Annotated in this window: 25 protein-coding genes; 11 read left to right on the top strand and 14 right to left on the bottom strand. The window is 48.0% G+C overall.

Features of this window, described 5'->3' with window-relative positions:
* Positions 1-26: 26 nt before the first annotated feature.
* The 4 genes from rplT to thrS form a co-directional block, all read right to left on the bottom strand.
* Complete coding sequence (gene rplT / locus B5X72_RS05495; protein ID WP_079715813.1) at positions 27-371, bottom strand: 50S ribosomal protein L20; 345 nt, start codon at positions 369-371, stop codon at positions 27-29.
* 120 nt (positions 372-491) lie between these two features.
* Complete coding sequence (rpmI, locus tag B5X72_RS05490) at positions 492-692, bottom strand: 50S ribosomal protein L35 (RefSeq protein WP_079715812.1); 201 nt, start codon at positions 690-692, stop codon at positions 492-494.
* 35 nt (positions 693-727) lie between these two features.
* Complete coding sequence (gene infC / locus B5X72_RS05485; RefSeq protein ID WP_079715811.1) at positions 728-1,285, bottom strand: translation initiation factor IF-3; 558 nt, start codon at positions 1,283-1,285, stop codon at positions 728-730.
* A gap of 13 nt (positions 1,286-1,298) precedes the next feature.
* Positions 1,299-3,224 carry a threonine--tRNA ligase gene (thrS, locus tag B5X72_RS05480; RefSeq protein ID WP_079715810.1) on the bottom strand — a complete coding sequence of 642 codons (1,926 nt, stop codon included), beginning with the start codon at positions 3,222-3,224 and terminating at the stop codon, positions 1,299-1,301.
* Positions 3,225-3,430: 206 nt separating this feature from the next.
* Between thrS and B5X72_RS05475 the strand changes: the two genes are divergently transcribed.
* From B5X72_RS05475 to B5X72_RS05465, 3 genes are all read left to right on the top strand, one after another.
* The gene (locus B5X72_RS05475) at positions 3,431-4,054 is read left to right on the top strand and encodes a 7-carboxy-7-deazaguanine synthase QueE (RefSeq protein ID WP_079715809.1); all 624 of its coding nucleotides are present in this window, start codon (positions 3,431-3,433) and stop codon (positions 4,052-4,054) included.
* Between the two features lie 143 nt (positions 4,055-4,197).
* Positions 4,198-4,581, top strand: a complete 384-nt coding sequence (locus B5X72_RS05470) for a DUF1573 domain-containing protein (protein WP_079716031.1) — start codon at positions 4,198-4,200, stop codon at positions 4,579-4,581.
* 110 nt (positions 4,582-4,691) lie between these two features.
* Positions 4,692-5,897, top strand: coding sequence for a pyridoxal phosphate-dependent aminotransferase (locus tag B5X72_RS05465; RefSeq protein ID WP_079715808.1), 1,206 nt, complete (start codon positions 4,692-4,694; stop codon positions 5,895-5,897).
* 56 nt (positions 5,898-5,953) lie between these two features.
* On the opposite strand, the gene cmk is transcribed toward B5X72_RS05465, so the two are convergent.
* The 5 genes from cmk to yihA all read right to left on the bottom strand — a co-directional run bounded on the left by cmk (position 5,954) and on the right by yihA (position 10,990).
* Positions 5,954-6,616 carry a (d)CMP kinase gene (cmk, locus tag B5X72_RS05460; RefSeq protein ID WP_079715807.1) on the bottom strand — a complete coding sequence of 221 codons (663 nt, stop codon included), beginning with the start codon at positions 6,614-6,616 and terminating at the stop codon, positions 5,954-5,956.
* 6 nt (positions 6,617-6,622) lie between these two features.
* On the bottom strand, positions 6,623-7,036 hold the full coding sequence (locus tag B5X72_RS05455; protein ID WP_079715806.1) for a hypothetical protein: 414 nt from the start codon (positions 7,034-7,036) through the stop codon (positions 6,623-6,625).
* A gap of 55 nt (positions 7,037-7,091) precedes the next feature.
* Positions 7,092-9,422, bottom strand: a complete 2,331-nt coding sequence (gene topA, locus B5X72_RS05450; RefSeq protein ID WP_079715805.1) for a type I DNA topoisomerase — start codon at positions 9,420-9,422, stop codon at positions 7,092-7,094.
* A gap of 94 nt (positions 9,423-9,516) precedes the next feature.
* The gene (locus tag B5X72_RS05445) at positions 9,517-10,365 is read right to left on the bottom strand and encodes a UbiA-like polyprenyltransferase (protein WP_079715804.1); all 849 of its coding nucleotides are present in this window, start codon (positions 10,363-10,365) and stop codon (positions 9,517-9,519) included.
* A 7-nt stretch (positions 10,366-10,372) separates the two neighbouring features.
* On the bottom strand, positions 10,373-10,990 hold the full coding sequence (yihA, locus tag B5X72_RS05440) for a ribosome biogenesis GTP-binding protein YihA/YsxC (RefSeq protein ID WP_079715803.1): 618 nt from the start codon (positions 10,988-10,990) through the stop codon (positions 10,373-10,375).
* A gap of 129 nt (positions 10,991-11,119) precedes the next feature.
* Between yihA and B5X72_RS05435 the strand changes: the two genes are divergently transcribed.
* Genes B5X72_RS05435 through B5X72_RS05415 form a run of 5 tightly spaced genes read left to right on the top strand, consistent with a single transcriptional unit; the run spans position 11,120 to position 15,052 of the window.
* Positions 11,120-12,133, top strand: coding sequence for an isoaspartyl peptidase/L-asparaginase family protein (locus tag B5X72_RS05435; RefSeq protein WP_079715802.1), 1,014 nt, complete (start codon positions 11,120-11,122; stop codon positions 12,131-12,133).
* Positions 12,130-12,747: a C40 family peptidase gene (locus B5X72_RS05430; protein ID WP_245826840.1), complete on the top strand. Its 618-nt coding sequence runs from the start codon at positions 12,130-12,132 to the stop codon at positions 12,745-12,747. Before B5X72_RS05435 ends, B5X72_RS05430 begins: the two co-directional genes overlap by 4 nt.
* Before the next feature lie 56 nt (positions 12,748-12,803).
* A complete protein-coding gene (locus B5X72_RS05425) occupies positions 12,804-13,301 on the top strand; it encodes a TlpA disulfide reductase family protein (RefSeq protein WP_079715801.1) in 498 nt (165 codons plus the stop codon).
* A 3-nt stretch (positions 13,302-13,304) separates the two neighbouring features.
* Positions 13,305-13,919 (top strand): thioredoxin family protein, encoded by a 615-nt coding sequence (locus B5X72_RS05420; protein ID WP_079715800.1) that lies wholly within the window; start codon positions 13,305-13,307, stop codon positions 13,917-13,919.
* The gene (locus B5X72_RS05415; protein WP_079715799.1) at positions 13,901-15,052 is read left to right on the top strand and encodes a DmpA family aminopeptidase; all 1,152 of its coding nucleotides are present in this window, start codon (positions 13,901-13,903) and stop codon (positions 15,050-15,052) included. Before B5X72_RS05420 ends, B5X72_RS05415 begins: the two co-directional genes overlap by 19 nt.
* Before the next feature lie 16 nt (positions 15,053-15,068).
* Here the strand turns inward: B5X72_RS05415 and B5X72_RS05410 are convergent, their stop codons facing one another.
* From B5X72_RS05410 to B5X72_RS05400, 3 genes are all read right to left on the bottom strand, one after another.
* Positions 15,069-15,932 carry an aminotransferase class IV gene (locus B5X72_RS05410; RefSeq protein ID WP_079716029.1) on the bottom strand — a complete coding sequence of 288 codons (864 nt, stop codon included), beginning with the start codon at positions 15,930-15,932 and terminating at the stop codon, positions 15,069-15,071.
* 1 nt (position 15,933) lies between these two features.
* Complete coding sequence (locus tag B5X72_RS05405) at positions 15,934-19,164, bottom strand: S41 family peptidase (protein WP_139378547.1); 3,231 nt, start codon at positions 19,162-19,164, stop codon at positions 15,934-15,936.
* 90 nt (positions 19,165-19,254) lie between these two features.
* Positions 19,255-20,433, bottom strand: a complete 1,179-nt coding sequence (locus tag B5X72_RS05400; protein ID WP_176146107.1) for a sensor histidine kinase — start codon at positions 20,431-20,433, stop codon at positions 19,255-19,257.
* A gap of 327 nt (positions 20,434-20,760) precedes the next feature.
* Between B5X72_RS05400 and B5X72_RS05395 the strand changes: the two genes are divergently transcribed.
* The 3 genes from B5X72_RS05395 (at position 20,761) to B5X72_RS05385 (ending at position 23,539) form a co-directional block, all read left to right on the top strand.
* A complete protein-coding gene (locus B5X72_RS05395; RefSeq protein ID WP_079715796.1) occupies positions 20,761-22,092 on the top strand; it encodes a cytochrome ubiquinol oxidase subunit I in 1,332 nt (443 codons plus the stop codon).
* Between the two features lie 16 nt (positions 22,093-22,108).
* Positions 22,109-23,119, top strand: a complete 1,011-nt coding sequence (locus B5X72_RS05390; RefSeq protein ID WP_079716028.1) for a cytochrome d ubiquinol oxidase subunit II — start codon at positions 22,109-22,111, stop codon at positions 23,117-23,119.
* A 93-nt stretch (positions 23,120-23,212) separates the two neighbouring features.
* Positions 23,213-23,539 carry a HesB/IscA family protein gene (locus tag B5X72_RS05385; protein ID WP_079715795.1) on the top strand — a complete coding sequence of 109 codons (327 nt, stop codon included), beginning with the start codon at positions 23,213-23,215 and terminating at the stop codon, positions 23,537-23,539.
* Between the two features lie 64 nt (positions 23,540-23,603).
* Here B5X72_RS05385 and bshB1 read toward each other — a convergent pair whose 3' ends face one another.
* The gene (gene bshB1 / locus B5X72_RS05380) at positions 23,604-24,338 is read right to left on the bottom strand and encodes a bacillithiol biosynthesis deacetylase BshB1 (RefSeq protein WP_079715794.1); all 735 of its coding nucleotides are present in this window, start codon (positions 24,336-24,338) and stop codon (positions 23,604-23,606) included.
* A 123-nt stretch (positions 24,339-24,461) separates the two neighbouring features.
* On the bottom strand, positions 24,462-25,112 hold the full coding sequence (locus B5X72_RS05375; protein ID WP_245826834.1) for a DUF4294 domain-containing protein: 651 nt from the start codon (positions 25,110-25,112) through the stop codon (positions 24,462-24,464).
* Positions 25,113-25,151: the final 39 nt, after the last annotated feature.

Genomic DNA, 25,151 nt, shown 5'->3' with positions numbered 1-25,151 from the left:
AACAAAATCAATATCGGGTTAAAACTCTATTTTACTGCATCAACTACTGCCTTGAATGCCTCCGGATTGTTCATGGCCAAATCAGCCAGTACCTTACGGTTCAATCCGATGTTTTTGGCATTCAGCTTTCCGATCAACTGGGAATATGAAATTCCGTGCTGACGGGCTCCAGCATTGATACGCTGTATCCATAAAGCCCTAAATTCCCTTTTTTTGGTCTTGCGGTCGCGGTAAGCGTACAACAATCCCTTTTCTACTGTATTCTTTGCAACGGTATAAACCTTGCTACGCGATCCATAATAGCCCTTGGCTAATTTGAGAATCTTTTTGCGTCGTCTTCTTGACGCTACTGCGTTAACCGAACGTGGCATAATCTTTTGATTTTTTGGTAGTGGGCGCCATGTCTCTCAATGAACTTACAACCCAATACCCGGTTATTTAACTTTTAACAATACACTTAAAATTTCGGACTTCCGACTCCGGACTCCGACTTATTTGCCGATGGTAAGCATCCGCTTAACGTTGCCCATATCGGCATCAGACACTAAACCGGTCTGCGTCAGGTTGCGTTTGCGCTTGGTGCTTTTCTTTGTCAGAATGTGACTTTTAAAAGCATGCTTACGCGCAACCTTACCTGTTCCAGTCAGCTTAAAACGCTTCTTTGCACTGGAATTGGTTTTCACTTTTGGCATGATTCACTATTTTTTATATCGATTTGTTAGTTTACTTACTTTTTAGGGGCCACGGTCAAAAACATCCGCTTGCCTTCCAATTTAGGAAGCAGCTCCACTTTGCCGTAGTCTTCAAGCGCTTGGGCAAAGCGCAGCAGCAGGATTTCCCCTTGCTCCTTATAGACGATTGCGCGGCCCTTGAAATGAACATACGCGCGTACCTTCTCGCCTGCTTCCAAAAACTTAATCGCATGCTTAAGCTTGAATTCGAAGTCGTGGTCGCTTGTGTTCGGCCCGAAACGGATTTCCTTAATAACCGTCTGTTTCGCGTTTGCCTTAATCTCCTTCTGCTTCTTCTTCTGTTCGTAAATGAACTTACTGTAGTCAATGATCCTGCAGACCGGCGGGCTAGCGTTCGGTGAAATTTCCACTAAATCCAGTTCCAATTCATCAGCCAACTCCAATGCTTTGCGCGTGGGATAAACCCCTTGCTCTACATTGTCGCCCACTAATCGTACCTCAGGTACCCTAATATTCTCATTGATACGGTGCTCCGGCTCCTTCTTCTTGAATGGAGGTCTCGGGCCTCTGAATCCTGGTCTATTTAATGCCAAATGTCTAAAATAATTAAACGGTTATCTCTTTTATTAACTGTGCGCTAAACGCCTCTACACGCATCGTACCCAAATCCCCCTGGCCGTGTTTTCGAACAGAAATCGTGCCGTTTTCCGCTTCTTTTTCACCGACTATAAGCATATAAGGGATTTTTTTCAACTCCGCGTCCCTGATTTTCCGACCTACCTTCTCATCTCGCAGGTCAATCAAGCCGCGAATATCGGAATTATTGAGCGATTCTAAAAGTTTTTTTGCATATTCTTCGTATTTTTCCGACACGGGAAGAATGATAAATTGCTCAGGTGCGAGCCACAGCGGAAACTGGCCCGCGCAGTGTTCTATCAGCACGGCAACAAAGCGTTCCAACGAACCAAACGGCGCACGGTGAATCATGACGGGACGATGTTTAGCGTTGTCACTGCCCGTATATTCCAGATCGAAACGCTCTGGCAAATTGTAGTCTACCTGAATCGTACCCAACTGCCATTTGCGGCCCAATGCATCCTTGACCATAAAATCCAGCTTAGGACCATAAAATGCCGCTTCACCATATTCTACTACCGTTTTTAATCCTTTTTCCGCTGCCGCTTCAATAATATCATGCTCGGCACGGTTCCAGTTATCTTCAGAACCAATATATTTGCTCTTATTTTCCGGATCGCGCAGCGAAATCTGGGCCGTGTAATCCTCAAAACCAAGCGCGCCAAACACATAGAGCACCAAATCAATCACCTTCTTAAACTCATCCTTTACCTGATCCGGACGACAAAATAAGTGTGCATCATCCTGTGTGAACCCCCGTACCCGGGTAAGGCCATGCAGCTCACCGCTTTGTTCATAACGGTACACGGTGCCGAATTCGGCATACCGGATAGGTAAGTCTTTGTACGACCGGGGCTTGGTCTTATATATTTCGCAGTGGTGGGGGCAATTCATGGGCTTCAGTAGAAACTCCTCCCCTTCCTGCGGCGTATGGATAGGCTGAAACGAATCCGCTCCATATTTCTCATAATGCCCGGATGTGACATATAAATTCTTATGCCCAATGTGCGGGGTTACAACAGGTTCATATCCTGCTTTGACCTGAGCCCTTTGCATAAAATCAATCAGCTTCTGCCGCAGCCGCGCCCCCTTAGGCAACCACAGCGGCAACCCCAGCCCTACTTTTTCTGAAAAGGCAAACAGCTCCAGCTCACGTCCCAACTTGCGATGATCACGCTTCTTGGCCTCCTCTATCATATGCAGGTAATCGGCCAGCTCACTCGCCTTGGGAAATGTGACTCCATAAATCCTGGTAAGTTGCTTGCGGGTTTCATCACCCCGCCAATATGCACCAGCCACATTAGTTAATTTAACCGCTTTGATAAATCCGGTGTTCGGTATATGCGGACCACGGCAGAGGTCAGTAAAATTTCCCTGCGTATAGAAGGTGATACTACCATCTGGCAGATCCTTAATCAGATCCAGCTTGTACTCGTCACCTTTCGCCGTAAAGTAAGCGACGGCCTCTGCTTTGCTTACCGGTTTACGCAGATATTCAGCCTTTGTACGAGCAAGTTCGACCATCTTATCTTCAATTTGCTTGAAGTCATCTGAGGAAAATTCACGGTCGCCAAAGTCGACATCGTAGTAGAATCCTGTTTCAATGGCGGGTCCAATACCGAATTGGATTCCGGGGTATAAGGCTTCCAATGCTTCGGCCATTAAGTGTGCCGAGGAATGCCAAAACGTCGCTTTTCCTTGGTTGTCGTTCCAAGTTAGCAAGCGTACAGTAGCGTCTTCCTCAATAGGGCGCGACGCATCCCATACCTCACCGTTAACCTCTGCAGCCAATACGTTTCGGGCTAAACCTTCTGAAATGGATTGTGCGATTTTCATCGCTGTGGTTCCTCGTGCAAACTGCCGTACCGAACCATCGGGTAGGGTAATGTTAATCACTTACAACTATGATTTTATGTTAATTAAAATAGCTCAACAAATCACAATACAAGGTGTGACTTCTTTTTCGGACACAAAGGTAACGAAATCGAACACGAAATACGAAACAAAAATTGGACGTCGCACCGGCATTTGAAATACCCCAACACCACCGCGCTCAATTTATCTCCATAATTTTCCGTAATTTTGCAACCTCTTTAAACAATATGGCGCATCAGGTACCAGAAGACGGCTCATTATTACCCCTAATGGAAGAGTTTTACACCATTCAGGGCGAAGGGTATCACACAGGTAAAGCGGCTTACTTCATTCGTTTAGGCGGATGCGATGTGGGGTGCCATTGGTGTGATGTTAAAGAAAGTTGGGATGCTGCATTACACCCCCTCACCGCTGCGGATACAATCATTGAACATGCCAAGCAGTATCCATCCAAAACGGTCGTGGTCACCGGGGGCGAACCTTTGCTTTATAACCTGGATTACCTGACACGGGGCTTACAAGCAGCAGGCATTAAGACATTCATTGAAACCTCCGGAGCCTATCCCTTGAGCGGCCATTGGGATTGGATTTGCCTTTCTCCAAAGAAATTCAAATGGCCATTGCCCGATGTTATTGCTGCAGCCGGCGAGTTAAAAGTCATCGTGTTTAACAAAAGCGATTTCGCTTGGGCAGAAAAGCACGCTTCGCTCGTGCCACCCGCCTGCCGACTATATTTGCAGCCAGAATGGTCCAAAGCAGCGGAGATCACCCCATTGATAGTAGATTATGTAAAGCAACATCCGAAGTGGGAGATTTCCCTTCAAACCCATAAATACCTGAATATTCCATAGACAGGTATGACCCGCTATCGCCCTCCAATGTAGCAAATTCGTTGCAAAGCCATCAGTTTTTGGAACATTTTTTGACCCTCTCATCTAAAACAGTAAATTTGTATACCATTTTCAATGTGTCATACTAAAACAAATAAACAATGATGAAAAAGATTACGACAATATGCATGCTGTTAGTTGCCTTTGTTGGTTCGGCTGCGTTGGCCCAGCAAAACAGTAAAGCGGAGTTTAAATTCGAAAAAGAAACCCATGATTTTGGGCAAGTTCCCCAGAATCAACCGGTTTCATACGAATTTACGTTTACCAATGTAGGCACTGAGCCGATTATCATCAGCGAGGTGAAGCCTTCTTGCGGTTGCTCGGTCGCTGAATTTACAAAGACACCTGTCAAACCCGGCGAAACAGGCTCCATTAAAGTGACCTATGACGCGAAAGTAAAGCAGCCATTTACCAAAAATTTTACGGTTCGCTCCAACACCAAAACCCCCGTAAAAACCCTTTACATCAAAGGAGAGGTAACCGGCTAACCGACAGCGCGTTGCAAAAATGCAGGAAAACCGCCAATTAACTGGCGGTTTTTTTTGTACATTTAAATCAAATGCTATGCTTAATATTGCAGCAAAATAGCACGAATCGTATGCCTTCAGTATCCAATAAGGGCCTTGAGATGCCTCCCTCACCTATCCGTAAGCTTACACCTTATGCCGATAAAGCTAAACAGGAGGGTAAACACATCTACCACTTAAATATCGGGCAGCCCGATATTGATACGCCCCAAATCATGCTTGATGCAATTAAAAATATCGATTTCAAGGTTTGGGCTTATACACCCTCGGAAGGAACCGCCTCATACCGAGGCAAATTGAGCAGTTATTACAACAAACTGGGATATGCGATTACACCCAATGATATCCTGGTTACCAACGGCGGGTCCGAGGCCATTACTATCGCCATGCAGGCGTGCATTAACCCCGGCGAGGAAATTATTATTCCCGAACCTTTTTATGCCAATTATAATGGTTTTGCCTGTTCGGCCGGCATTAAGATAAAGCCAATCCTATCTTATATTGCCGATGGTTTTGCATTGCCGCCGATTTCTGAATTTGAAGCACTAATTACGAAGAACACCAAGGCTATCGCCATCTGCAATCCCAATAACCCAACGGGGTACCTTTATTCACGACAGGAGCTGGAAGCCCTTCGTGACCTATGCCTCAAATATGATCTGTTTTTGCTATCTGACGAGGCTTATCGGGAGTTTTGCTACGATGGACGGGAGTTTATCTCGCCGATGCATTTGGCGGGGCTCGAACAACATGTCATCGTGCTGGACACCGTATCCAAGCGATACAGTGCCTGTGGCGCAAGGCTAGGCTGTATGATTACCAAGAACAAGGAGGTTTGGCGCACGGCTTTGAAATTTGCCCAGGCGAGGCTCAGCCCACCTGCGGTGGCCCAAATCGCCGCGGAAGCAGCCATTGACACACCGCAAAGCTATTTTGACGCGGTGAAAGCAGAGTATACGGCCAGAAGGGATGTGTTGGTCGCTGGTCTTAACGGCATCAAAGGTGTCTATTGCCCCAATCCCGGTGGCGCATTTTATGTGGTGGCTCAGCTTCCGATTGATGATGCGGATTCGTTTTGCCAATGGATTCTGGAACATTTCGAATATCAAAACCAGACTGTCATGATGGCTCCCGCCAGTGGTTTTTACAGCACTTCGAATGCCGGACGGAATGAGGTAAGGCTGGCTTACGTTTTAAACGCCAACGATCTGAATAAGGCTTTGCTATGCCTCGAGAAAGGGTTGGAAGCATATCCCGGCAGGACGGCCACAGCATGATATAGCCCAGTTACACCATTAAAGCTTCACGCGGCATGCGTCACCAAGTGGTTATCCTACAGTCTGTCGAGTACAAACTGCAGCTGCTCCTCTTCATTAAGATCGGTATTGTCTAAGATAAGCGCGTCATTTGCACGCACCAGTGGACTTTCTTCCCGGGTAGTATCAATGTAATCACGGTGGGCCAAATTTTCAAATACCTCTTCCAGGGTTATATCTTCGCCTTTGTTTTTTAATTCCAGGTAACGGCGCTCCGCCCGCACTTTCGGATCAGCGGTCATGAAGATTTTCAGGTCCGCGTCCGGAAAAACGGTAGTACCGATATCGCGGCCGTCCATGACGATATTCTTGTTTCGGCCCATCCGCTGTTGCTGGGCTACCATTGCCGAGCGCACCGCCTTGACCGCACTCACCTCGCTGACGTAATCCGAGATAAACATCTGCCTGATCTCCTCCGAGACATCTTCACCGTTCAACGAAATGCACGTCTGGCCAGCGGCCGTATGGAAATCAATATGGATGGCCGCCAATGCCGCTGCAACCTTTTGTTCGTCATCAAGCGGAACAGCATGGCGAATAAAATACAAGGTTACGGCGCGATACATCGCCCCGCTGTCTATATAGAGGTAATGGAGTTTCTTAGCTAAGGCTTTGGCCAACGTACTTTTTCCGCAGGAAGAATAGCCGTCTATGGCAATGATCGTATTCGTTCTGGCCATTTGTGATTAATTGTTTCCACCAATCAAAACACCCGGTTTGTTCAATACCGGAATTTTGATAAGATTTTCGTCGATAATGCTCTCCGGAAGAAAAATATACTTCTTATCATATATCGTACCCTCGATATAATAACTAAGCCAATACTCATTGGTCAATCCGAAAACCTGTTCATCTATGGCCTCTATCTTGGCGTAGTCATTCGGGTCTATATCGCCGATGAAATGCCGTAATGTGGTTGTCCGCACTTCCTTCTCATTCTTTAATCCGTATCCTTTAGAGCTCACCATCACATTCTTGATAGGTACCGTCTTTTCATTGATGAGGTATACATTCCACACTTTACCCGACGGCGAGTCGCTTTCCAGTACTACCGCGATAGAAATATCTTGAACAATATTTTCAGGCAAATCTTTTTTCATATCATGCTGCTTTAGCTTAAAGTATAGGCTTTAAGCGCTATGCTATCAGCTTGGCCTACTTGCGCCCCCGTGCTTTTTTCTTTGGTTTCTTGTCATCTGCTTCTGCCCACTGGAGCACATTGTCGTAAGTGATAGATTGTATGTCGGTGCCTTTCGGTATCTTGATATTCTGCTTGCCGAAGCGGATGAAAGGTCCCCAACGACCATTTTCAATACGTGCCTCCGGATTCTCGTCAAATACTTTAATGACTTTCTCGCTGTCTTTCCGCCGTTTATCCTGAATGATTTGAATGGCCGACTCCGTTGTCACATTATGGGGATCCACATCTTTTGGCAAAGAATAAAACGCGTTGTCATGGCGAATGTAAGGGCCAAACCGGCCAATGGCCACGGTCATCTCCTTCCCTTCAAATTCGCCAACTTTTTTGGGCAGTTTAAATAAGTCCAGCGCTTCCTCGAATGTAATCGTCTCTATCATCTGTCCTGGCCTCAGGCTTGCAAAACGCGGTTTCTCTTCGTCATCCGCCGATCCGATTTGTACCATGGGTCCGAAGCGGCCGATGCGAACACTTACGCGTTTGCCTGTTTCGGGATCCGTACCCAACTCCCGTTCGTTGGTTGCCCGATCTGCCGTCTTGATAGTAGTTTCGACCTCATTGTGGAACGGCCCATAAAAACTATGCAGCATATCCGTCCACTCTTTCATTCCCTGGGCGATTTCATCGAATTCTTTTTCCACCTTTGCCGTGAAATTAAAGTCGACGATTCCTTTGAAGTGTTCTACAAGAAAATCGTTGACCACCACGCCAATATCGGTAGGAAATAACTTAGCCTTTTCGGCTCCCGTGATTTCGGTTTTGGTCTGCATCGTGAGCTTTCCTTCCGTAAGTTCCAGCACCCGATAATCCCGAGGTTTTCCATCCCGCTCTTCTTTGACGACATAACCGCGGTTTTGGATGGTCGATATCGTAGGCGCATAAGTCGAAGGACGGCCGATTCCCAGCTCTTCCAACTTTTTAACAAGACTTGCTTCTGTATACCGGGCCGGTGGTCGCGAAAAACGTTCGGTAGCGGTCATACGCTGCAATTTCACCTGCTGTTCCTGTTGTAACGGAGGCAACAATGTATTATCGCTATCACCGTCAAGATTAGGTTCCTGGTCTTCATCTGTCGACTCAAAATAAACTTTGAGAAATCCGTCAAAACGCATGACCTCGCCGCTGGCCACCAATTCTTCCGATCGGGTCGAAATCCCGATTTTTGCCGTAGTCTTTTCAAACTCTGCTTCACTCATTTGTGAAGCAATCGCCCGTTTCCATATCAGTTCATAAAGTCGCTTTTCAGCGTTATCACCATCGATGGTATGACGATCAAAATAGGTGGGCCTGATGGCTTCATGGGCTTCTTGCGCTCCGGCAGACTTTGTACGGTATTGCCTACGCTTATGATATTTTTCGCCGTATGCGGTTTTAATCTCCTGTTCAGCTCCCTGCAATGCCGTATCACTTAAGTTGACCGAATCCGTACGCATATAGGTAATACGGCCAGCCTCATAGAGACGCTGTGCCACCGCCATGGTACGTGCCACGGAGAAGCCAAGCTTGCGGCTTGCTTCCTGCTGCAAGGTCGACGTGGTGAAGGGTGCCGCGGGGTTTCGCTTAGCGGGTTTGGTCTCTAAGCTGTTGACCACAAAGGTCGCATTGATACAATCCGCAAGAAAGCGTTCGGCATCAGCGACAGTGGCAAAACGCTGCGGCAGCTCCGCCTTGAACAATTCTTTAGGATTGTCGGTGTGGAAAATGGCCACCACCTTGAACGCAGCCTCAGCCTTAAATCGGTTGATTTCCCGTTCCCTATCGACAATTAACCTTACAGCGACAGACTGAACCCGCCCTGCCGAAAGCGCCGGTTTCACTTTTTTCCACAGTACCGGAGAAAGCTCAAAGCCGACCAATCGGTCAAGTACACGCCGCGCCTGCTGTGCGTTCACCAGGTTAAAGTCAATTCCCCGTGGGGTTTCAATGGCCTTTAAGATAGCCGGCTTGGTAATTTCATGAAAAACTATCCGCTTGGTCTTGTCGTCGCGAAGCCCTAAAGTTTCATACAAATGCCACGATATCGCCTCCCCCTCCCGGTCTTCATCGGATGCGAGCCAAACGGTCTCCGCTTCTTTAGCTAACTTCTTTAACTCACTGACTACAGCTTTTTTATCAGCCGGCACTTCATATTTTTGTTTAAAATTATCTGCCGTATCTATTGCGTCGTCGGTCTTCACCAAATCACGAATATGACCATAACTGGATTTGACCAGGAAGTCCTTGCCTAAATATCCTTCTATCGTTTTCGCTTTCGCCGGTGACTCTACAATCAGTAAGTTTTTCGCCATTGATTTTTTAGATTTTTGCAAATAAAGGGATTTATTCAGGGAATGACAAAACGTTTTTTAAAACAATAGGCTCGCCCACTTCCCGCATGCCAAACTAAAAAACCATGTCCAGCAGGAAAAAACAAGCGAACACTACCGAGGCGACACCATTTGTTGTCATAAAAGCCCGGTCTACCCTGCTCAAATCGGCCGGGCTCACGATCCGATGCTGATAAACAAGCAGCCCGCAATAGAAAGCGACTCCGAGAAGGTAAATCCAGCTCAACGGAACAAAAAACATGGGCGAGACAACAAAGATCGCCGAAAGGACGTGGCACGCTTCCGATACACGCAATGCTCTTCGTTTTCCCAACCATGCGGGAATAGAGTTGAGCTGATGCTGGCGGTCGAACTCCTCATCCTGCAGGGCATAAATGATGTCAAACCCACCTACCCAAAACAATACCGCTAAGGAGTAAAAGACAGGAACTACATCAAATGCGCCGGTCACCACCAGGTAGGCACCCAGCGGTGCCAAACCAAGCCCTAATCCCAGCACTAAATGGCAAAGGGGGGTAAACCGTTTCATGTAACTATATCCCAATACCACGGCCAAGGCTACGGGAGCAAGATAAAAGCATATACGGTTGATAAACCAGGTGGCAATAATGAATAATAGGCAGTTGACGATTGTAAACACCAATGCTTGACGGGGACTTACCCGCCCCGCCGGAATATCACGCATGGCGGTACGCGGATTTGCGGCATCAATATCGCGATCCAAATAACGATTGAACGCCATGGCAGCATTACGTGCAAAAACCATGCAGGCCAGCATGAGCGCCAGTTTAAACCAATCAAAGGGATACGGTGTAGTATTGATGGCCAGAAAAAAACCGATGATAGCAAAAGGAAGCGCAAAGACGCTGTGGGCAAAGAGGACGAGTGAAAAATATTTCTTCATAACGTTATCAACGATTCATAGCTATGGGACGGAAATTGCGATTGATGTCATCAATCGTGTCCAACAACGGTTCGCATCCCATCCGTGTCTCAGCAGATGTAAGGAAATGCTGCGGCACTTCCTCAAACCATTGCAGCAGTGCTTTCCGGAATTTATCGATGTTGGCATCCGACTTAGTCCGTGTTTGTTTATCTGCTTTAGTAAACACCAACATAAACGGAATGCCGTTTTCGCCGAGCCAGTAACAAAAATCCAAGTCGATTCGCTGCGGATCATGACGACTATCTATCAGTACAAACACACATTGTAGGCTTTCACGCTGTAATAGGTAGCGGCGGATAAACTTTTCCCAAGCCACGCGATTACTTTTGGATGTCTTTGCGAAACCATAGCCGGGCAGATCAACCAAATACCACGCATCATTAATCAGAAAGTGGTTAATCACCTGGGTTTTGCCGGGCGTCTGCGAAGTTTTAGCCAAATGACGACGTCCGGTAAGTGCATTGATAAGGGAAGACTTCCCAACATTAGAACGGCCGATAAAAGCATATTCCGGCATCTCCGGTGCAGGCAATTTATCGATGCGGGTATTACTGCTAACAAACGTTGCCGTCTTGATGACCATGGTGCAAAGGTAATACAATTGGTTAGTTTTGTTGAACGAATCATTCAGAAACATCGTCGCTGTTCAGGAGTTACCTTCGTCAATTACAGGAGAAATGTTTAAATTAGTCGCGTAATTAAACTTTACCTAATGAACTATTTATACACACTAATACTTGTACTTGCCATGAATTCAATGGCTTTTGGCCAGGCACGTTACGTTATGGTTATTCATGGCGGCGCGGGTACCATCTTAAAAGAAAACATGACACCTGATCAGGAGCGTGCGTTCCGCGAGGCACTGACGCAAGCCCTGCAAGCCGGGTACAGCCAGCTCCAGGCAGGAAAAAGTAGTCTGGACGCCGTTGAAGCTGCGATTCTGGTCATGGAAGACAATCCGTTATTCAATGCAGGTAAAGGGGCTGTCTTTACTCATGAAGGCAAAAATGAGTTGGATGCTGCTGTAATGTGGGGGCCGACCCAAGCCGCTGGGGCAATTGCCGGGGTAACCACCATCCGCAATCCCATCAAAGCAGCGCGTGCTGTGATGGAACAATCTGAACACGTCATGCTGACGGGCAGAGGCGCCGAAGTTTTTGCCGCGTCCAAAGGGCTGGAAATCGTCGAACCAAGCTATTTTTGGACGGAAAGCCGTTGGAAGGCACTGGAACGTGTTTTGAGACGGGACTCCCTCAAAACTCAGCTTGATCACGATGGAAATAACCAATCGTCGAACATAGCACTCACCAATGACTATAAATACGGTACCGTAGGAGCCGTGGCGCTCGACAAGGCCGGCCGCCTCGCTGCCGGCACATCTACTGGCGGGATGACCAACAAGCAATACGGCCGCATCGGCGATGCGCCTATCATTGGTGCAGGCACTTATGCCAATCAACGGGTGGCCATCTCTTGTACAGGGTGGGGTGAGTTTTTCATCAGAGGGATAGCCGCATATGATGTGGCCGCCCAAATGGAGTACGGCAATACGCCTGTGGTTCAAGCAGCCTCTGCCGTAATCGAAAAAATTGGTAAAATGGGCGGAGATGGTGGAATGATAGCCTTGGACAGTGCTGGAAATATGGCCATGCCATTCAACACAGCGGGCATGTACCGGGGGGCCGTCACCGAATCCGGGGAAATCGAAATCGCCATCTATAAATGATTAGCTTGCCAATACCCTACAAAATATATACGCTGTTTTTCTTGACGTTGGGCATCTTCTTGCTTAGCGGATGCCTTACCCGCAAAAATGCGCTTCCTCCTGATAGGGTTATGACCGCGCCGCGAACTAAGAAGGTACCGGGCAATACGATTCTTACCGATGCCTCGTCCGCCCCAAAAGACGTGCGCACCGCAGGACGGTTGATTGACAGCTATGCGCAGGTACTTGGCGTCCGCCCCCATGAATTGCAGAACACTACGCTATATGCCTACATCGACGAATGGATGGGCATTCCCCATCGGCCCGGCGGGGCCGATAAACGTGGGCTTGACTGCTCGGCTTTCGTGGGGATGGTCATGCGCGATGTATATGGTAAGTCGGTGCCCCGGATATCAAGAGAAATGGCTGCACAAATCAAACGCAAATACGAACGCCAGTTGCAGGAAGGCGACCTCGTCTTTTTTTCCTTCGGCCGCAGGGATATTGACCACGTAGGAATCTACCTGCACAACAACAAATTTGTGCATGTATCCACCAGCAAAGGCGTGATCATCAGCGACCTTCATGACACTTGGTATTATAAATATTTCAAAAGAGCCGGAAGCGTAAGGTAAGTAATTATTGCGTTACCAAACGACAAGCTTAATGGCTATTTCTTTATTTTTACATTATGAAAACGGCATGGATATGTGCGTTTGCAATTGCTGTGCTTTCCACTGATTTGGCGACGGCGCAGGAACGGGTGCCCTTGGTTACCTTGAATGAGCTGGAAAAACGCCTGCAAAATGGCGGAGATACAACGTTCGTGGTCAATCTTTGGGCTACTTGGTGTGCACCTTGCGTTGCTGAAATGCCGCATTTCGAGCGATTACAAGCAGAATACCGATTAAAACCTTTGCGCGTTATTTTTGTTAGTTTAGATGCCGCCAAATATCATGACGCTGTGCGCAGGTTTGTCGATGCCAAGGGATTAAAAAACGAAGTGTGGATACTTGATGAAAAAAACGAACAGCATTTTATCCCCCTAATCAGCGAAGAATGGTCAGGAGCGATACCAGCAACGCTGTTCGTCAATACGAGCAAAGGAGTGCGGATTTTCAGCGAACAGGAGTTTGACTACCAACAATTAGAGCGTGATTATTTAGCCATTGTACAACAAAACCAATAAGCCATGAAAACAATCAGTTTACTGTGCATGGTGTTGTCCGTCGTCATAGCGGCCAATGCCCCTGTATTCAATGAAGGATACCAGATAGGCGATGTTGTGGAAGACTTCAGCCTCAAAAACGTCGATGGAAATAAGGTATCTTTAGCAGACTATAGCGACGCAAAAGGATTTATCCTGATTTTTACGTGCAATACATGTCCGGTCGCCAAAGGATATGAAGATCGGATCATCGCTTTAGACAAGAAATACAAAGCGCAAGGCTATCCGGTGATTGCCATCAATCCGAACGATGCCGGCGTTGAGCCTCGGGAGTCATTTGAACAAATGCAACAACGTGCAAAAGAAAAAGGATTTACATTTCCTTATCTCCTTGATCCTGATCACGTCGTGACCAAACGTTTCGCCGCAACGCACACGCCGCATACTTTTTTACTGCAAAAGACAAGCCAGGGCAACGTATTGCAGTATATTGGTGCTATAGACGACGATAGCCGGGGCGGAAATCCCCAAACGAAATTCGTAGAGGATGCCATCGCAGCATTGAACGGGGGGAGTACCCCCAATCCTAATATGACGAAGGCTATTGGTTGCACCATTAAATGGAAAAAAGCCTCGTGAGTAGGCTCTTTATTCACGCCTCATGCACCTGGCTGCTTACTTGCTTGGTTGTATTATCAATCCAAGGGCAAACCAAAAGCCCTCGCGAACTGGGAATTATGATAGGCGTCTTACCCACCGGTGCGTCCAATTCCATCACGGATGTATCCGGGGTGAAGGTCGGCCATACCACGGTGCTTAAGGGCGATTCGGTTAGGACGGGTGTAACGGCCATACTTCCGCATAGCGGCAATATATTCCAGCAAAAAGTTCCGGCAGCAGTGTTTGCCGGAAACGGCTTTGGCAAACTTGCCGGCAGCACCCAATTGACCGAATTAGGCAACCTGGAAACGCCCATCATTCTCACCAACACGCTTAGCGTCCCCACGGCTATGGACGCTGTAATCGACTATATACTGGCGCTGCCAGGCAACGAAAATGTCCAATCGGTCAACGCAGTCGTTGGTGAAACCAATGATGGTTACCTTAATGATATACGCGGGCGTCATGTTAAAAAGGAAGATGTACTGGCCGCGATCCACGGGGCAAGCGAACAACGGCCATTGGAGGGTAGCGTAGGCGCCGGCACAGGCACCGTGTGTTTCGGTTTCAAAGGCGGCATCGGCACAGCCTCCCGTCAGCTGCCCGTCCATCTCGGCGGTTATTCCATTGGTGTGCTCGTACAAACCAATTTTGGCGGCGTACTGCAAGTCAATGGCCTACAGGTAGGCAAGCATTTAGGGAAATTTGAATACAGTAACCAGTTGCTCAACAATGTAGATGGATCTTGCATGATTATTGTCGCAACGGACGCCCCCTTGGATAGCCGCAACTTGGAACGTTTGGCCAAACGCGCTTTCATGGGCCTGGCAAAAACGGGTGGCATCGCTTCCAACGGTAGTGGTGATTATGTCATTTCGTTTTCTACGGCTTCCCAGGTCCGTATCCCCTTCCGTGTGGATACCGCGTTGCATTCCATGGCGTTGGTGCCTAATGACCTGATGTCTCCCCTGTTCATGGCGGCCATTGAGGCGACCGAGGAAGCGATTATCAATTCCCTCTTCGCTGCCGAAACAATGGTCGGAAAAGCCGGACGGAAGATAGAAGCACTCCCGGTCGATCGAATCCTTCCCCTCCTCCACCCGGATGACTGAAAACCGCCTAACGCACCTACAACGCTTTCGTACGACCGGCAAAAGCAGTCTGTATACGGCGGGTAACCGGCCCTGCACTTCCACTTCCTATGACCAACCGCCTGTCGTCGCTCAAGAACGAGCCTATTGCGGTTACTTGCACGGTCGTGCCGGTCAGGAACGCCTCGGTTACGAGCCTCAGGTCGGCAACAGCGACAGCTTCTTCCCTAACGGCCATGCCCAGTTCGTCCGCAATGGAAAGCACGACATCCCGGGTGACACCAGGAAGAATGTAGGGGCCATTGGGGTGGGTGTATAAAATATTATCTTTCACAAAGAACACCGAGGTGTGCGAACCTTCGGTAATCCACCCTTGCCGATGGAGCACATTTTCGGTCTTATCAGCTTGGTGCGCTGCTTGATTAGCCAGTATATTACCCATCAACGAGATGGACTTGATATTACAGCGGTGCCATCTGAAATCTTCCGAGAGAAGCACATGCGCCAGCTTTTGCTCAAACCCATCAAAACGAAATGGATACGCATAAAGCAATACGGTCGGCTCAGTGTCAGCCGGGAAGTGATGCTTACGTGGTGCAACACCGCGTGTCACCTGCATATATACCGCACCGTCCTCATAGTCGGAGCGGGCGATAGCTTCCGCTGTCCGCTCCCGAAGCTGGTCGGTGCCGTAATCAATACCTACCGACTCAAGTCCCTGCCGAAGCCGCTGTAAATGCTGTTCAAAAGCAAAAAGCTTACGCCGATAAAACGGAATCACTTCATAGATCCCATCCCCCAGCATGAATCCACGGTCGAATACCGATACGGTCGCCTGGGCAGCGGGCAGCCACTGCCCATTCAAAAGTACTTCGTTTGGATATCCCGTTTTTCCAAGCATATTATTCAACATCTTTTAGCAGCTCTTCGATTGCCTTCTCCAACTGTTGGTCCTTTCCCTTGGCAATGACATCGGGCATATTTTTTACTTCAAACATAGGTTTGGTCTCGTTATTTTCGAGCCATTCACCGGCCTTGTTTTTTGCACTGATGGGCACAGCGCCCCAACGAACCCCATCAGGCAACATTTCCCAACCGGCGAAACTACACGTACCGGGCACCGGCATACCGACGGTTTTACCGATTTTCAAATCTGTATATCCACAAGAAAAACAATGACCGTCACTGTAGTTGGCTTCATTGAACATGGCCAACGTGGGTTTCGTCCAGCGGAACGTGGGCTCATACCCCACCGAACGATCCGCCGTCGCGTAATCCAAGAATTGCTCACCGGTGAAAAACATCGCTAAGTCTGCCACCAAATCGCCACCGCCGTTGAAGCGCGTGTCTACGATCACCCCTTTGCGATCGGCATATTTGCCCATCATTTCTTCATAAGTGTTGCGGTATTGCCCGTCGTTCATCCCCGAAATATGCACGTAACCCAGCTTCCCCCCGCTCAGGCTATCCACTTCTTCTTGATTCCGTTTCACCCAACGGCGGTAAAGCAATCTGTTTTCCTCCGCTAATGTCACAGGCTTGATGGTCAGCTGTTGGCGTTTGTTCGTAGCGGGATCAATGACCTCTATCAAAACGAATTTAGCCGCCTTCCGGTTCAGGTAACGCGCGACGTCTCGATTTGGCGCAATGGTATCCCCATCGATTTTTTCGATGATCATTCCCGCTTTTACATCAAGGTTTGCCTTATCGAGCGGTCCACCTTGAATAATTTCTGCGATACGGATACCGTGGCCTTGGTGACCGTAGTCCATGAAGATGCCCAATGACGCCGTTTCGTCACCATTTTCCATATTGCTGCTGTAGCGAGCGCCCGCGTGCGAAACATTTAATTCGCCCAGTAATTCAGAAAGCATCTCGGCAAATTCATAGCTGTTGCCGATGTGCGGAAGGTATTTTGCATAGCTTTCCCTTAGGCCGTCCCAATCCGCCCCGTGCATATCCGGCGTGTAAAACATCTTTTTGGTACGCAGCCATACATGCTCAAACATATGCTGCCGTTCGGCGGCGGCATCATACAGCATTTCACCCGCCACATTGATTTGTTCGCGCTTATTATTTTCAGGTGTGATTTTAGTAATCCGGCCACCGCTCAGCAGGTAGAGGTTTTTCATTGCTTTGTCCCACATGAGACTTCCTCCCGAGGCGTTGAGTGCTATCTCCATCTTCGTCTCCTTTGTCCGCAAATCAGTACTCCACAAGTTGGCGTCTTTTTCAAAGCGTGCCAAGTAATAAAGTTTTTCGCCGTCCTTGGAAAGCACCGCATCGCTCAGCGATGACGAATGGATGGTCAACCGCGCTTTCCGGTCGTGCAACCCCGCCCAATCCATCACCAGTGGCGTCGCGGGCGTAACTGCTTCGGCGTTATCCTTTCCCTCGTCCTTTTTATCTTTATCGTCTTTTTTGTTTGCCTTTTCCAGCTCTTTCAGCAGGTTGAAGTCATCCTTGTCCAGATTAAACCGATCCCACGCCTCTTTTGTAAAAAACAGGGCATACACATCCATCTGGGTAGCACCGCTTGTCGCATGGCTTTTTAATCCATCGCGGTTGCTGAACCATAATAATTGCTTGCCACCATTTACCCATTTCGGCGAACGGTCGCTATATCCGCTTTGTGTAAGGTTCACCATCGGACGTTTTCCGTCGGTGTCCAGCAATACCACTTCACTATTCACCATGGTGGGACGATATGTTGCCAATAACCATTTACTATCCGGGCTCCAGGTGAAGTACTGGTCGCCATCCTGCATGTGAAACAATTGTTCCGGTGTAAGTAATGTCAGCGTATCCTTTGTATCCAAGCGGAGCACCCGAAGCGTCTTTCTATTCTCGATGAAAGCCAGTTTCTTGCCGTCGGGCGACAACTCCGGCAAATAATTATCGTGCGCATTGCTGACCAACGGCGTCTCTTCCAGCAGGGTGGAAGCAAAGAAAAACGGCTCTTCGGGCCTGGCTTTCTTTGTTTGGAAGATCTGCCACCGGCCGTCGCGTTCGCTGGCGTAGAGCAGTGACTTCCCATCCGGCGCGAATTTAACGAATCGCTCCTGTTCAGGCGTGCTGGTCACGCGCTTGGTCAGTTTACCATCCACCGAAGACACAAAAACTTCGCCTCTTGCAATGAAGGCAACCTCTTTCCCATCGGGAGAAATATCCATCTCCCGCACGCCACCGTTGACCGCAATATAGCTATCATTGTTAGCTTGGTCTTGCGTGTACAAGGTTACGCCCACCTTACGCGGTTCTTCGCCTTCCTTCACGGTGTACAATTCACCATCGTACGAAAAGCTCATCAATCCATTATCGGCAATAGTCAGGGAACGCACGGGATGCGTCGCGAGCTTGGTCACCTGCACCTGCTGTGCAGGATTAGCGAGTGACAGCTTATGGATGTTGAATGTACCACTCGCCTCCGAAAGATAAAAGATACTCTCCCCATCTGCCGCAAACACCGGATTGCGATCTTCCCCGTAAAACGAGGTTACTTTGGTATGCTTGCCTGTTATTGCGTCATACGACCAAACATCACGGGCGATGGATGACTGGTGATGCTTGCGCCATTCATTCTCTCCACCTTTTTTATCGTGATATAGCCACATGCTGCCATCTTTGCTGACCTGCACATATTCAGCCGGCGTGGTCAACAGCAATTGCACGCGCCCCCCTGTTACCGGCACCGAGTAGAGCTCCGGTTGTGAGGCCGTGGGATACTGGCGATGGCTCGCTAAATCCTGTCTATTTCCGCCAAAGAGAATAGCCGACCCATCAGCGCTGAATGTATATGGAAATTCATCATTGGAGTGATACGTCAGTCGCGAAGCTTCGCCGCCTTCAGCCGCCATTACAAACACGTCAAAATTGCCGTACCTATCGGATGCGAAAGCGATCTTTTGCCCATCTTTACTCCATACGGGCATAAAATCATGAGCGCTGTGAAATGTCAATTGCGTCGCTCTTCCACCCGAGGCAGGTACGCGGTACAGGTCGCCCTTATAGGTAAAAGCAATCGTGCTCCCATCCGGAGAAATCGCGGGGTAACGTGCCCATTTGGGCGTTATTTGTGCATGGATAACCGGGGCTAAGAAAATACTAATGGTAAGCAGTAACAGTTGTCTCATGAGAATCAAGTTAACGTTTTTAAGGCCGCCAATATATCGTTTTTAAACATCACCTGTGCAGGGAACCCCACTTGTAGCCGGAAAATTACATCAAATCACTGAAGGCAACAGCAGGCTGAACTTTGTACCCTTGCCCGGCTCGCTGTCGAACGATATGCTCCCATTTTGGGCCAGTGTGTACTCTTTGCATAAAAACAATCCCAAGCCTATTCCACGCTCGTTATTTGTACCATAGGTAGAACGTGTCTTCAAAGAAAACAGCTCGGCCTGTTGGTCCTTTGACATCCCAATACCATTGTCTGCTACTACAATCTTGCAATTCGCGCCGTTTTTATCCACCGATACACAGATACGTCCACCCGGCAATGTAAATTTAATGGCGTTGTTAATCAAATTGCGGACAATCAACTGCAACATATCGCGATCTACCAGGGCACGCAACGAATGATCAAGATGTGTTTCCAGCGAAATTCCTTTTTGAGCAGCGTAGATTTTTTGAATATCAATAACAGGTGTTAGTATTTCGCTGATATTATTCGGCAATAAATCAACATGAAGACCACGCAATTGGCTCTGAGACCAGACCAACATATTAGAAAGCATTTCCTGCGTCCCGTGCAACGCATTGGCCAACCCGCGTTCCACCTGTTTCCGTTCATCGGCGGTAAGCCGCTCATTGGCTACGAGCCGGATATAGCTATGCAAAGAAGACAACGGAGCCTGTAAATCATGCGAAATTATCGAAAATAGCTTCAACTTCTCATCGTTCAATTGCGCTAATTCAATCGCTTTCTGGTCAGACGATTTCTTTTCCTTGTTATACGCTTCTTTCAAGTAAAACAAGCTGAAGAAGCTGACAATAATACCAGTACCGTATGTAAAAGCGATATCCACAAACAGTGCCTTGTCGTCTACATACGAAACCCGCACCGAAGCAGGAAAATAATATTCAATAGTGATCAGTCCGACGACGACAAGTAAGCAAAGCGGCACCCACAGCCAATAAAGTTTTTTGGGTGAAACAATAATAATGAGTATAAAAGTCAGCATGAAAGACAAGAGCGATGCACCCCTTATCCCTGCGCTGTAAAAATAGTTCACAGCAAATAACAGAATGACCAGTATGGATGATACGACTAAACTAAATACCAAACGCTTTTTGAACCGGGCTGCATAATAGATATAACTGAGAAAAGCCGTCAGGATAAAAAAAATTAAAGCCGTAACCTTCAACCCAGAAAAATAGTTGAAGGGAATATTAAAGACCATGATAAAAATAGCAATCAGACAAACGGAATTAAACAATTTGTTTTCCAAGGTCAGGGCGGTTCCGTCTCCGATTAAGAAACTTATGCATCGCTTGGTATAAATTTTAATTTTTTGGAAGAGCCTAACGGTCATAATACAAAAGTACATAAAGTACAGCGAAAATTTATTTATTTAATGGATATCAACCCCGCGTCACCAATCCACGGCACAATTTATTTAGAAAGAATACAAATTGCGACCCTTACAAATTAATCCGTTAATCACCGGAACAGCATGTTTGCTAAACTGGTAACTTTAAGCATTTTTAAACAACCAACTGTTTATATCATGGATGATTTTATCGCTGCACGATCGCAAATGGCCGTATCCCTCGGATTCCATATCATATTTGCATGCGTTGGCATGGTTATGCCATTTTTTATGGCCATATCACATTTCATCTACTTAAAGACGGGCAATGCGATTTACAAGGGGCTGACCAAAGCTTGGAGTAAGGGTGTAGCCATATTATTCGCTACGGGAGCGGTGTCCGGCACCATGCTTTCGTTTGAGCTGGGTTTACTCTGGCCTACCTTTATGGAACATGCAGGTCCGATATTCGGTATGCCGTTCTCTTTGGAGGGCACGGCTTTTTTTATCGAAGCGATTGCGCTTGGCTTCTTTCTGTATGGTTGGGACCGGCTGAAGCCCTGGTTTCACTGGGTTACCGGTCTAATTGTCGGACTAAGTGGACTGGCCTCGGGGATATTGGTTGTCGCTGCCAACGCCTGGATGAACAGCCCCGCTGGTTTTGATTTCGTCGATGGCCAGTACTTAAATGTGGATCCCATACAAGCCATGTTTAATGATGCCTGGTTTTCACAGGCGTTGCACATGACCATAGCCGCGTTTGTAGCCACCGGGTTTGCCGTGTCAGGCATTCACGCCTTGATGATCCTTAAACAAAGAAATGTCATTTTCCACACGACAGCTTTTCGGATTACAGCATTAAGCGCCTGCGTCGCGGCACTTTTACAGCCCGTGAGCGGAGATATATCGGCCAAGGATGTCGCGCAGCGCCAACCGGCAAAACTTGCCGCGATGGAAGCGCATTTTGAAACCGAAGCCAACGCGTCATTTGTCATTGGCGGCATACCTGACGAGGATAAAAAAACGGTGAAACATGCAATCAAGATACCGGGCTTGTTGAGTTTCCTTGCCCATGGCGATCCCGAAAAGCCCGTCACGGGTCTGAATGACATCCCGAAAGAGCATTGGCCTCCGGTAGCCATCACGCACTATGCCTTCCAGCTCATGATTGGCTTAGGCATGCTTCTGGTGGTGCTAGCCCTGATTTATTTTGCGGCTCTTTTTACACGGAAGAAATGGCTCGATAGCAAATGGCTGCTTCGGTTATTTGTCATCGCCACGCCGATGGGCTATATCGCCTTAGAGGCGGGATGGGTTGTCACGGAAGTGGGCCGTCAGCCCTGGATCATCTATGGTATTATGCGCACTGCTGACGCCGTCACCCCTATGCCAGGTATCGTCTATTCGTTCTATTTATTTACTGCCGTGTTTATCTCCCTTTCTGCGATTGTTGTTTTCCTGCTTTATCGCCAAATGACGATGGTCGGCAGGCTTTATGACACGACTGATCCGGCTTATCAATCCAATTAATCGTTATTCTACTATCATGTTATACGTTGTCATCGTATTCCTTTGGGCTTCCATCTGTTTGTATCTTCTCCTTGGCGGAGCTGATTTCGGTGCGGGCATCGTCGAATTGCTTGTACGCCGTAAGCATAAATTGCGGGTACGGACCATCATGTCACATGCTATCGGCCCAATTTGGGAAGCCAACCACATGTGGCTGATCATTGCCATCGTTATTCTATTTGTCGGATTTCCTGCGATCTATACGACAATGTCGATTTATATGCATATTCCGCTGGTGGCCATGTTGTTGGGCATCATGGCGAGGGGCACCGCATTTGTTTTCCGCAGCTATGATGCCGTAGCCGATGAGTGGCAGCGCGTCTACACCTCCATTTACACGTGGTCCAGCGTTATTACGCCCTTTTTCTTAGGCATTATTGCCGCCGCCACGGTGGCCCGCACTATCGACGTCGAGGCCAATGACTTTATCGCTGCCTATGTAAACAGTTGGTTGAGTTGGTTTGGCGTAGCGATTGGCGTTTTTACGACGAGCATCTGCGGATACCTCGCGGCGACCTACGCCATCGGCGCTGTTGAAAATGAATACGACTGCACGCTGATGATTCACCTTGCCAGGCGGTTTATTTATCTCGTAGTCGGTTCGGGTGCACTGGTCTTCCTGTCGGCCTCTTTATCGGATATTCCGCTAATCGAATGGATATTCGGTGATTTTATTGGACGCGCGGCGATTTTTCTAGCAACGGTCTCTTTGATCTTGACCTTTATCGCCTTTAAAAAACGAAGGGCGATAGCCGCCCGCATACTGGCGGGCTTCCAAGTAACGATGATCCTATTGGCTGCCACGTACCAGCATTATCCCGAATTGGTGCTTTTCAAGAATGGCGGAGGGCTATCATTGATTGAGCACGCCGGAAATGCCAAAACCGTAACGTCGCTTGCTTGGGCACTACTATTGGGAAGCGTCTTTATCTTACCATTTTTATTTCACCTGATGCGCGTATTCAGCAAACGGTCGCCTTATCCATAAATATGACACCCGGCAAACGTTTGGCACTTTGTACAATGGAGTTATATTGCGATATTTGTATCTTGAAGTCGGATCGCTAACGTCTAAGAACATATGGTAACGGTAACAGAGAAAGCAAAACAACGTATCCTCAACATCATGCGCGAGGAAAATTACGACAACACCTATTTCGTTCGGGTAGCAGTGGAAAGTGGCGGCTGTTCAGGATTAAGCTACAAACTTGATTTCGACAACGAGGAAAAAAAAGGCGATCAGTTTTTCGAAGATAATGGTGTTAAAATCTGCCTTGACATTAAGTCCTACCTCTATCTGGCAGGTACGGAGCTCGATTATTCGGATGGCCTCTCGGGAAAAGGGTTTGAATTTCATAATCCAAACGCGTCGCGTACCTGTGCATGCGGCGAAAGCTTCGCCGTATAGCGCCGATGCATTGAAGCTATGCTGTTGAACCGGATTGAAACAATTCAACTTTAATCCGGTTCGACTACCTCAATGCAAACAAATCATCTACTCCCAGCAGTCTGCGGCATGTGAAACCTTCGGCATATTTGGCCCCGATATATTTGCCGTATTCTCTTGCCCTTCCTTCGATATATTCCAAGAAGTCAGGTCTCGAAATGTATGTTTCCGGTTCGTTGCTCGCGTATGTTTCATTATGAAACTGCGACCGGAAGGCTCTGATGGCATTGATTTTTCCTTCCCAATATTCACTGATATCCAATACGATATCTGGTTTGATGTAGTAGTCTTGGATAAGCTGGAGCAACAGCCTTGGGCGATGCGGCGCTTGTACTTCACCTGCATCGGTGGTCTCTATTTTACGCAAGCCTGCTAAAAAAACAGCGTCATTAATCAAATCTCCGGCTCTCCCGTGGTCAGGATGCCTATCAAACAGCGCATTGGCGATCACGATATCGGGACGATATTTACGGATGGTTTGCACCACCTGCAATTGATGGGACTCATCATTGCGGAAAAAACCATCGCGCATTCCGAGATTTTCGCGTATCGATAGCCCGAGCAGTTCGGCAGCACGGCGGGCTTCCGCAGCCCGTGATTCCGGTGTCCCCCTCGTACCCAGTTCACCGCGCGTCAAGTCAACGATTCCGACCTTTCTACCCATCGCTACGTGTTTGAGGATTGTGCCACCACAACCCAGTTCGGCATCGTCCGGATGTACCGCGACAACCAATATATCAAGCTTGTTGTTTTCTTCCATGTGCAGGTCTTTATAGGCACAAAGATAAAAAATGTATCGGATTTACGGTTGGCCGAGGCGCCAAGGCCGCGATTTGGGCCATATGCCGGCGCTTTGCCCTGGAACCGGCCAACGCCGTGCATATCAGAAATAACGGGCAGTTGCAACACCAGGCCGTTCTAAACTTCGGATGATGTTTTCAATCTCAAAATCTTCTTCCGGATGGTAGGTATTCTTAAGATTGTGTCCAAACACCTTTGCGATAGATTGGTAAAAAAATGCAGTAAAACCACCCCTTAGATCCTTCACTACATCATAACTGGAGCTCCCTGTTTGGCGATCAATCAGTTTAATGAGAATCTCACCTTGTGAAATGGTCAGTTTCTTGACCTCCCTATTGAACATATCCTTGATCTCTTTCTCACAGGCTTTTACCAGCCGTTTCTGCTCGCGCTTGCTATCCGTCAACGCCAAATCACGGTAAAGCTGCTGATATTTGCTTTGGGCATATTTGGCATAAGGTAAAACCTTCATTACATTGTACCGGAGCCGCATGTAACGGGCCTTATCTTCCGGGCTCTTAAATACCCGCCTACGGGTGACCTCCACTTCTGGGATGAGCATCCAAGGCATCCGCTCCCCGTCGATGATCGTGGTAAGCACCATACGGCCTTCGGGGCGAGAGCCCTTCCCCGACGCCGAAGCCGTTGTATCCTGCTGGCCCACCGCCCTGCTTGCAAACGTTACAACACCTAAAAAAAATAATACACGCAGATAGCCCATGCCTAATCCCAAAAAATTTCCGTATATTTATACATTAAACGAAACGGTATC

It is taken from the genome of Parapedobacter luteus (assembly GCF_900168055.1).
Taxonomy (GTDB): domain Bacteria; phylum Bacteroidota; class Bacteroidia; order Sphingobacteriales; family Sphingobacteriaceae; genus Parapedobacter; species Parapedobacter luteus.
The sequence above is the reverse complement of the archived record's forward strand: the minus strand, read 5'-3'. Positions and strand labels throughout refer to the sequence as shown.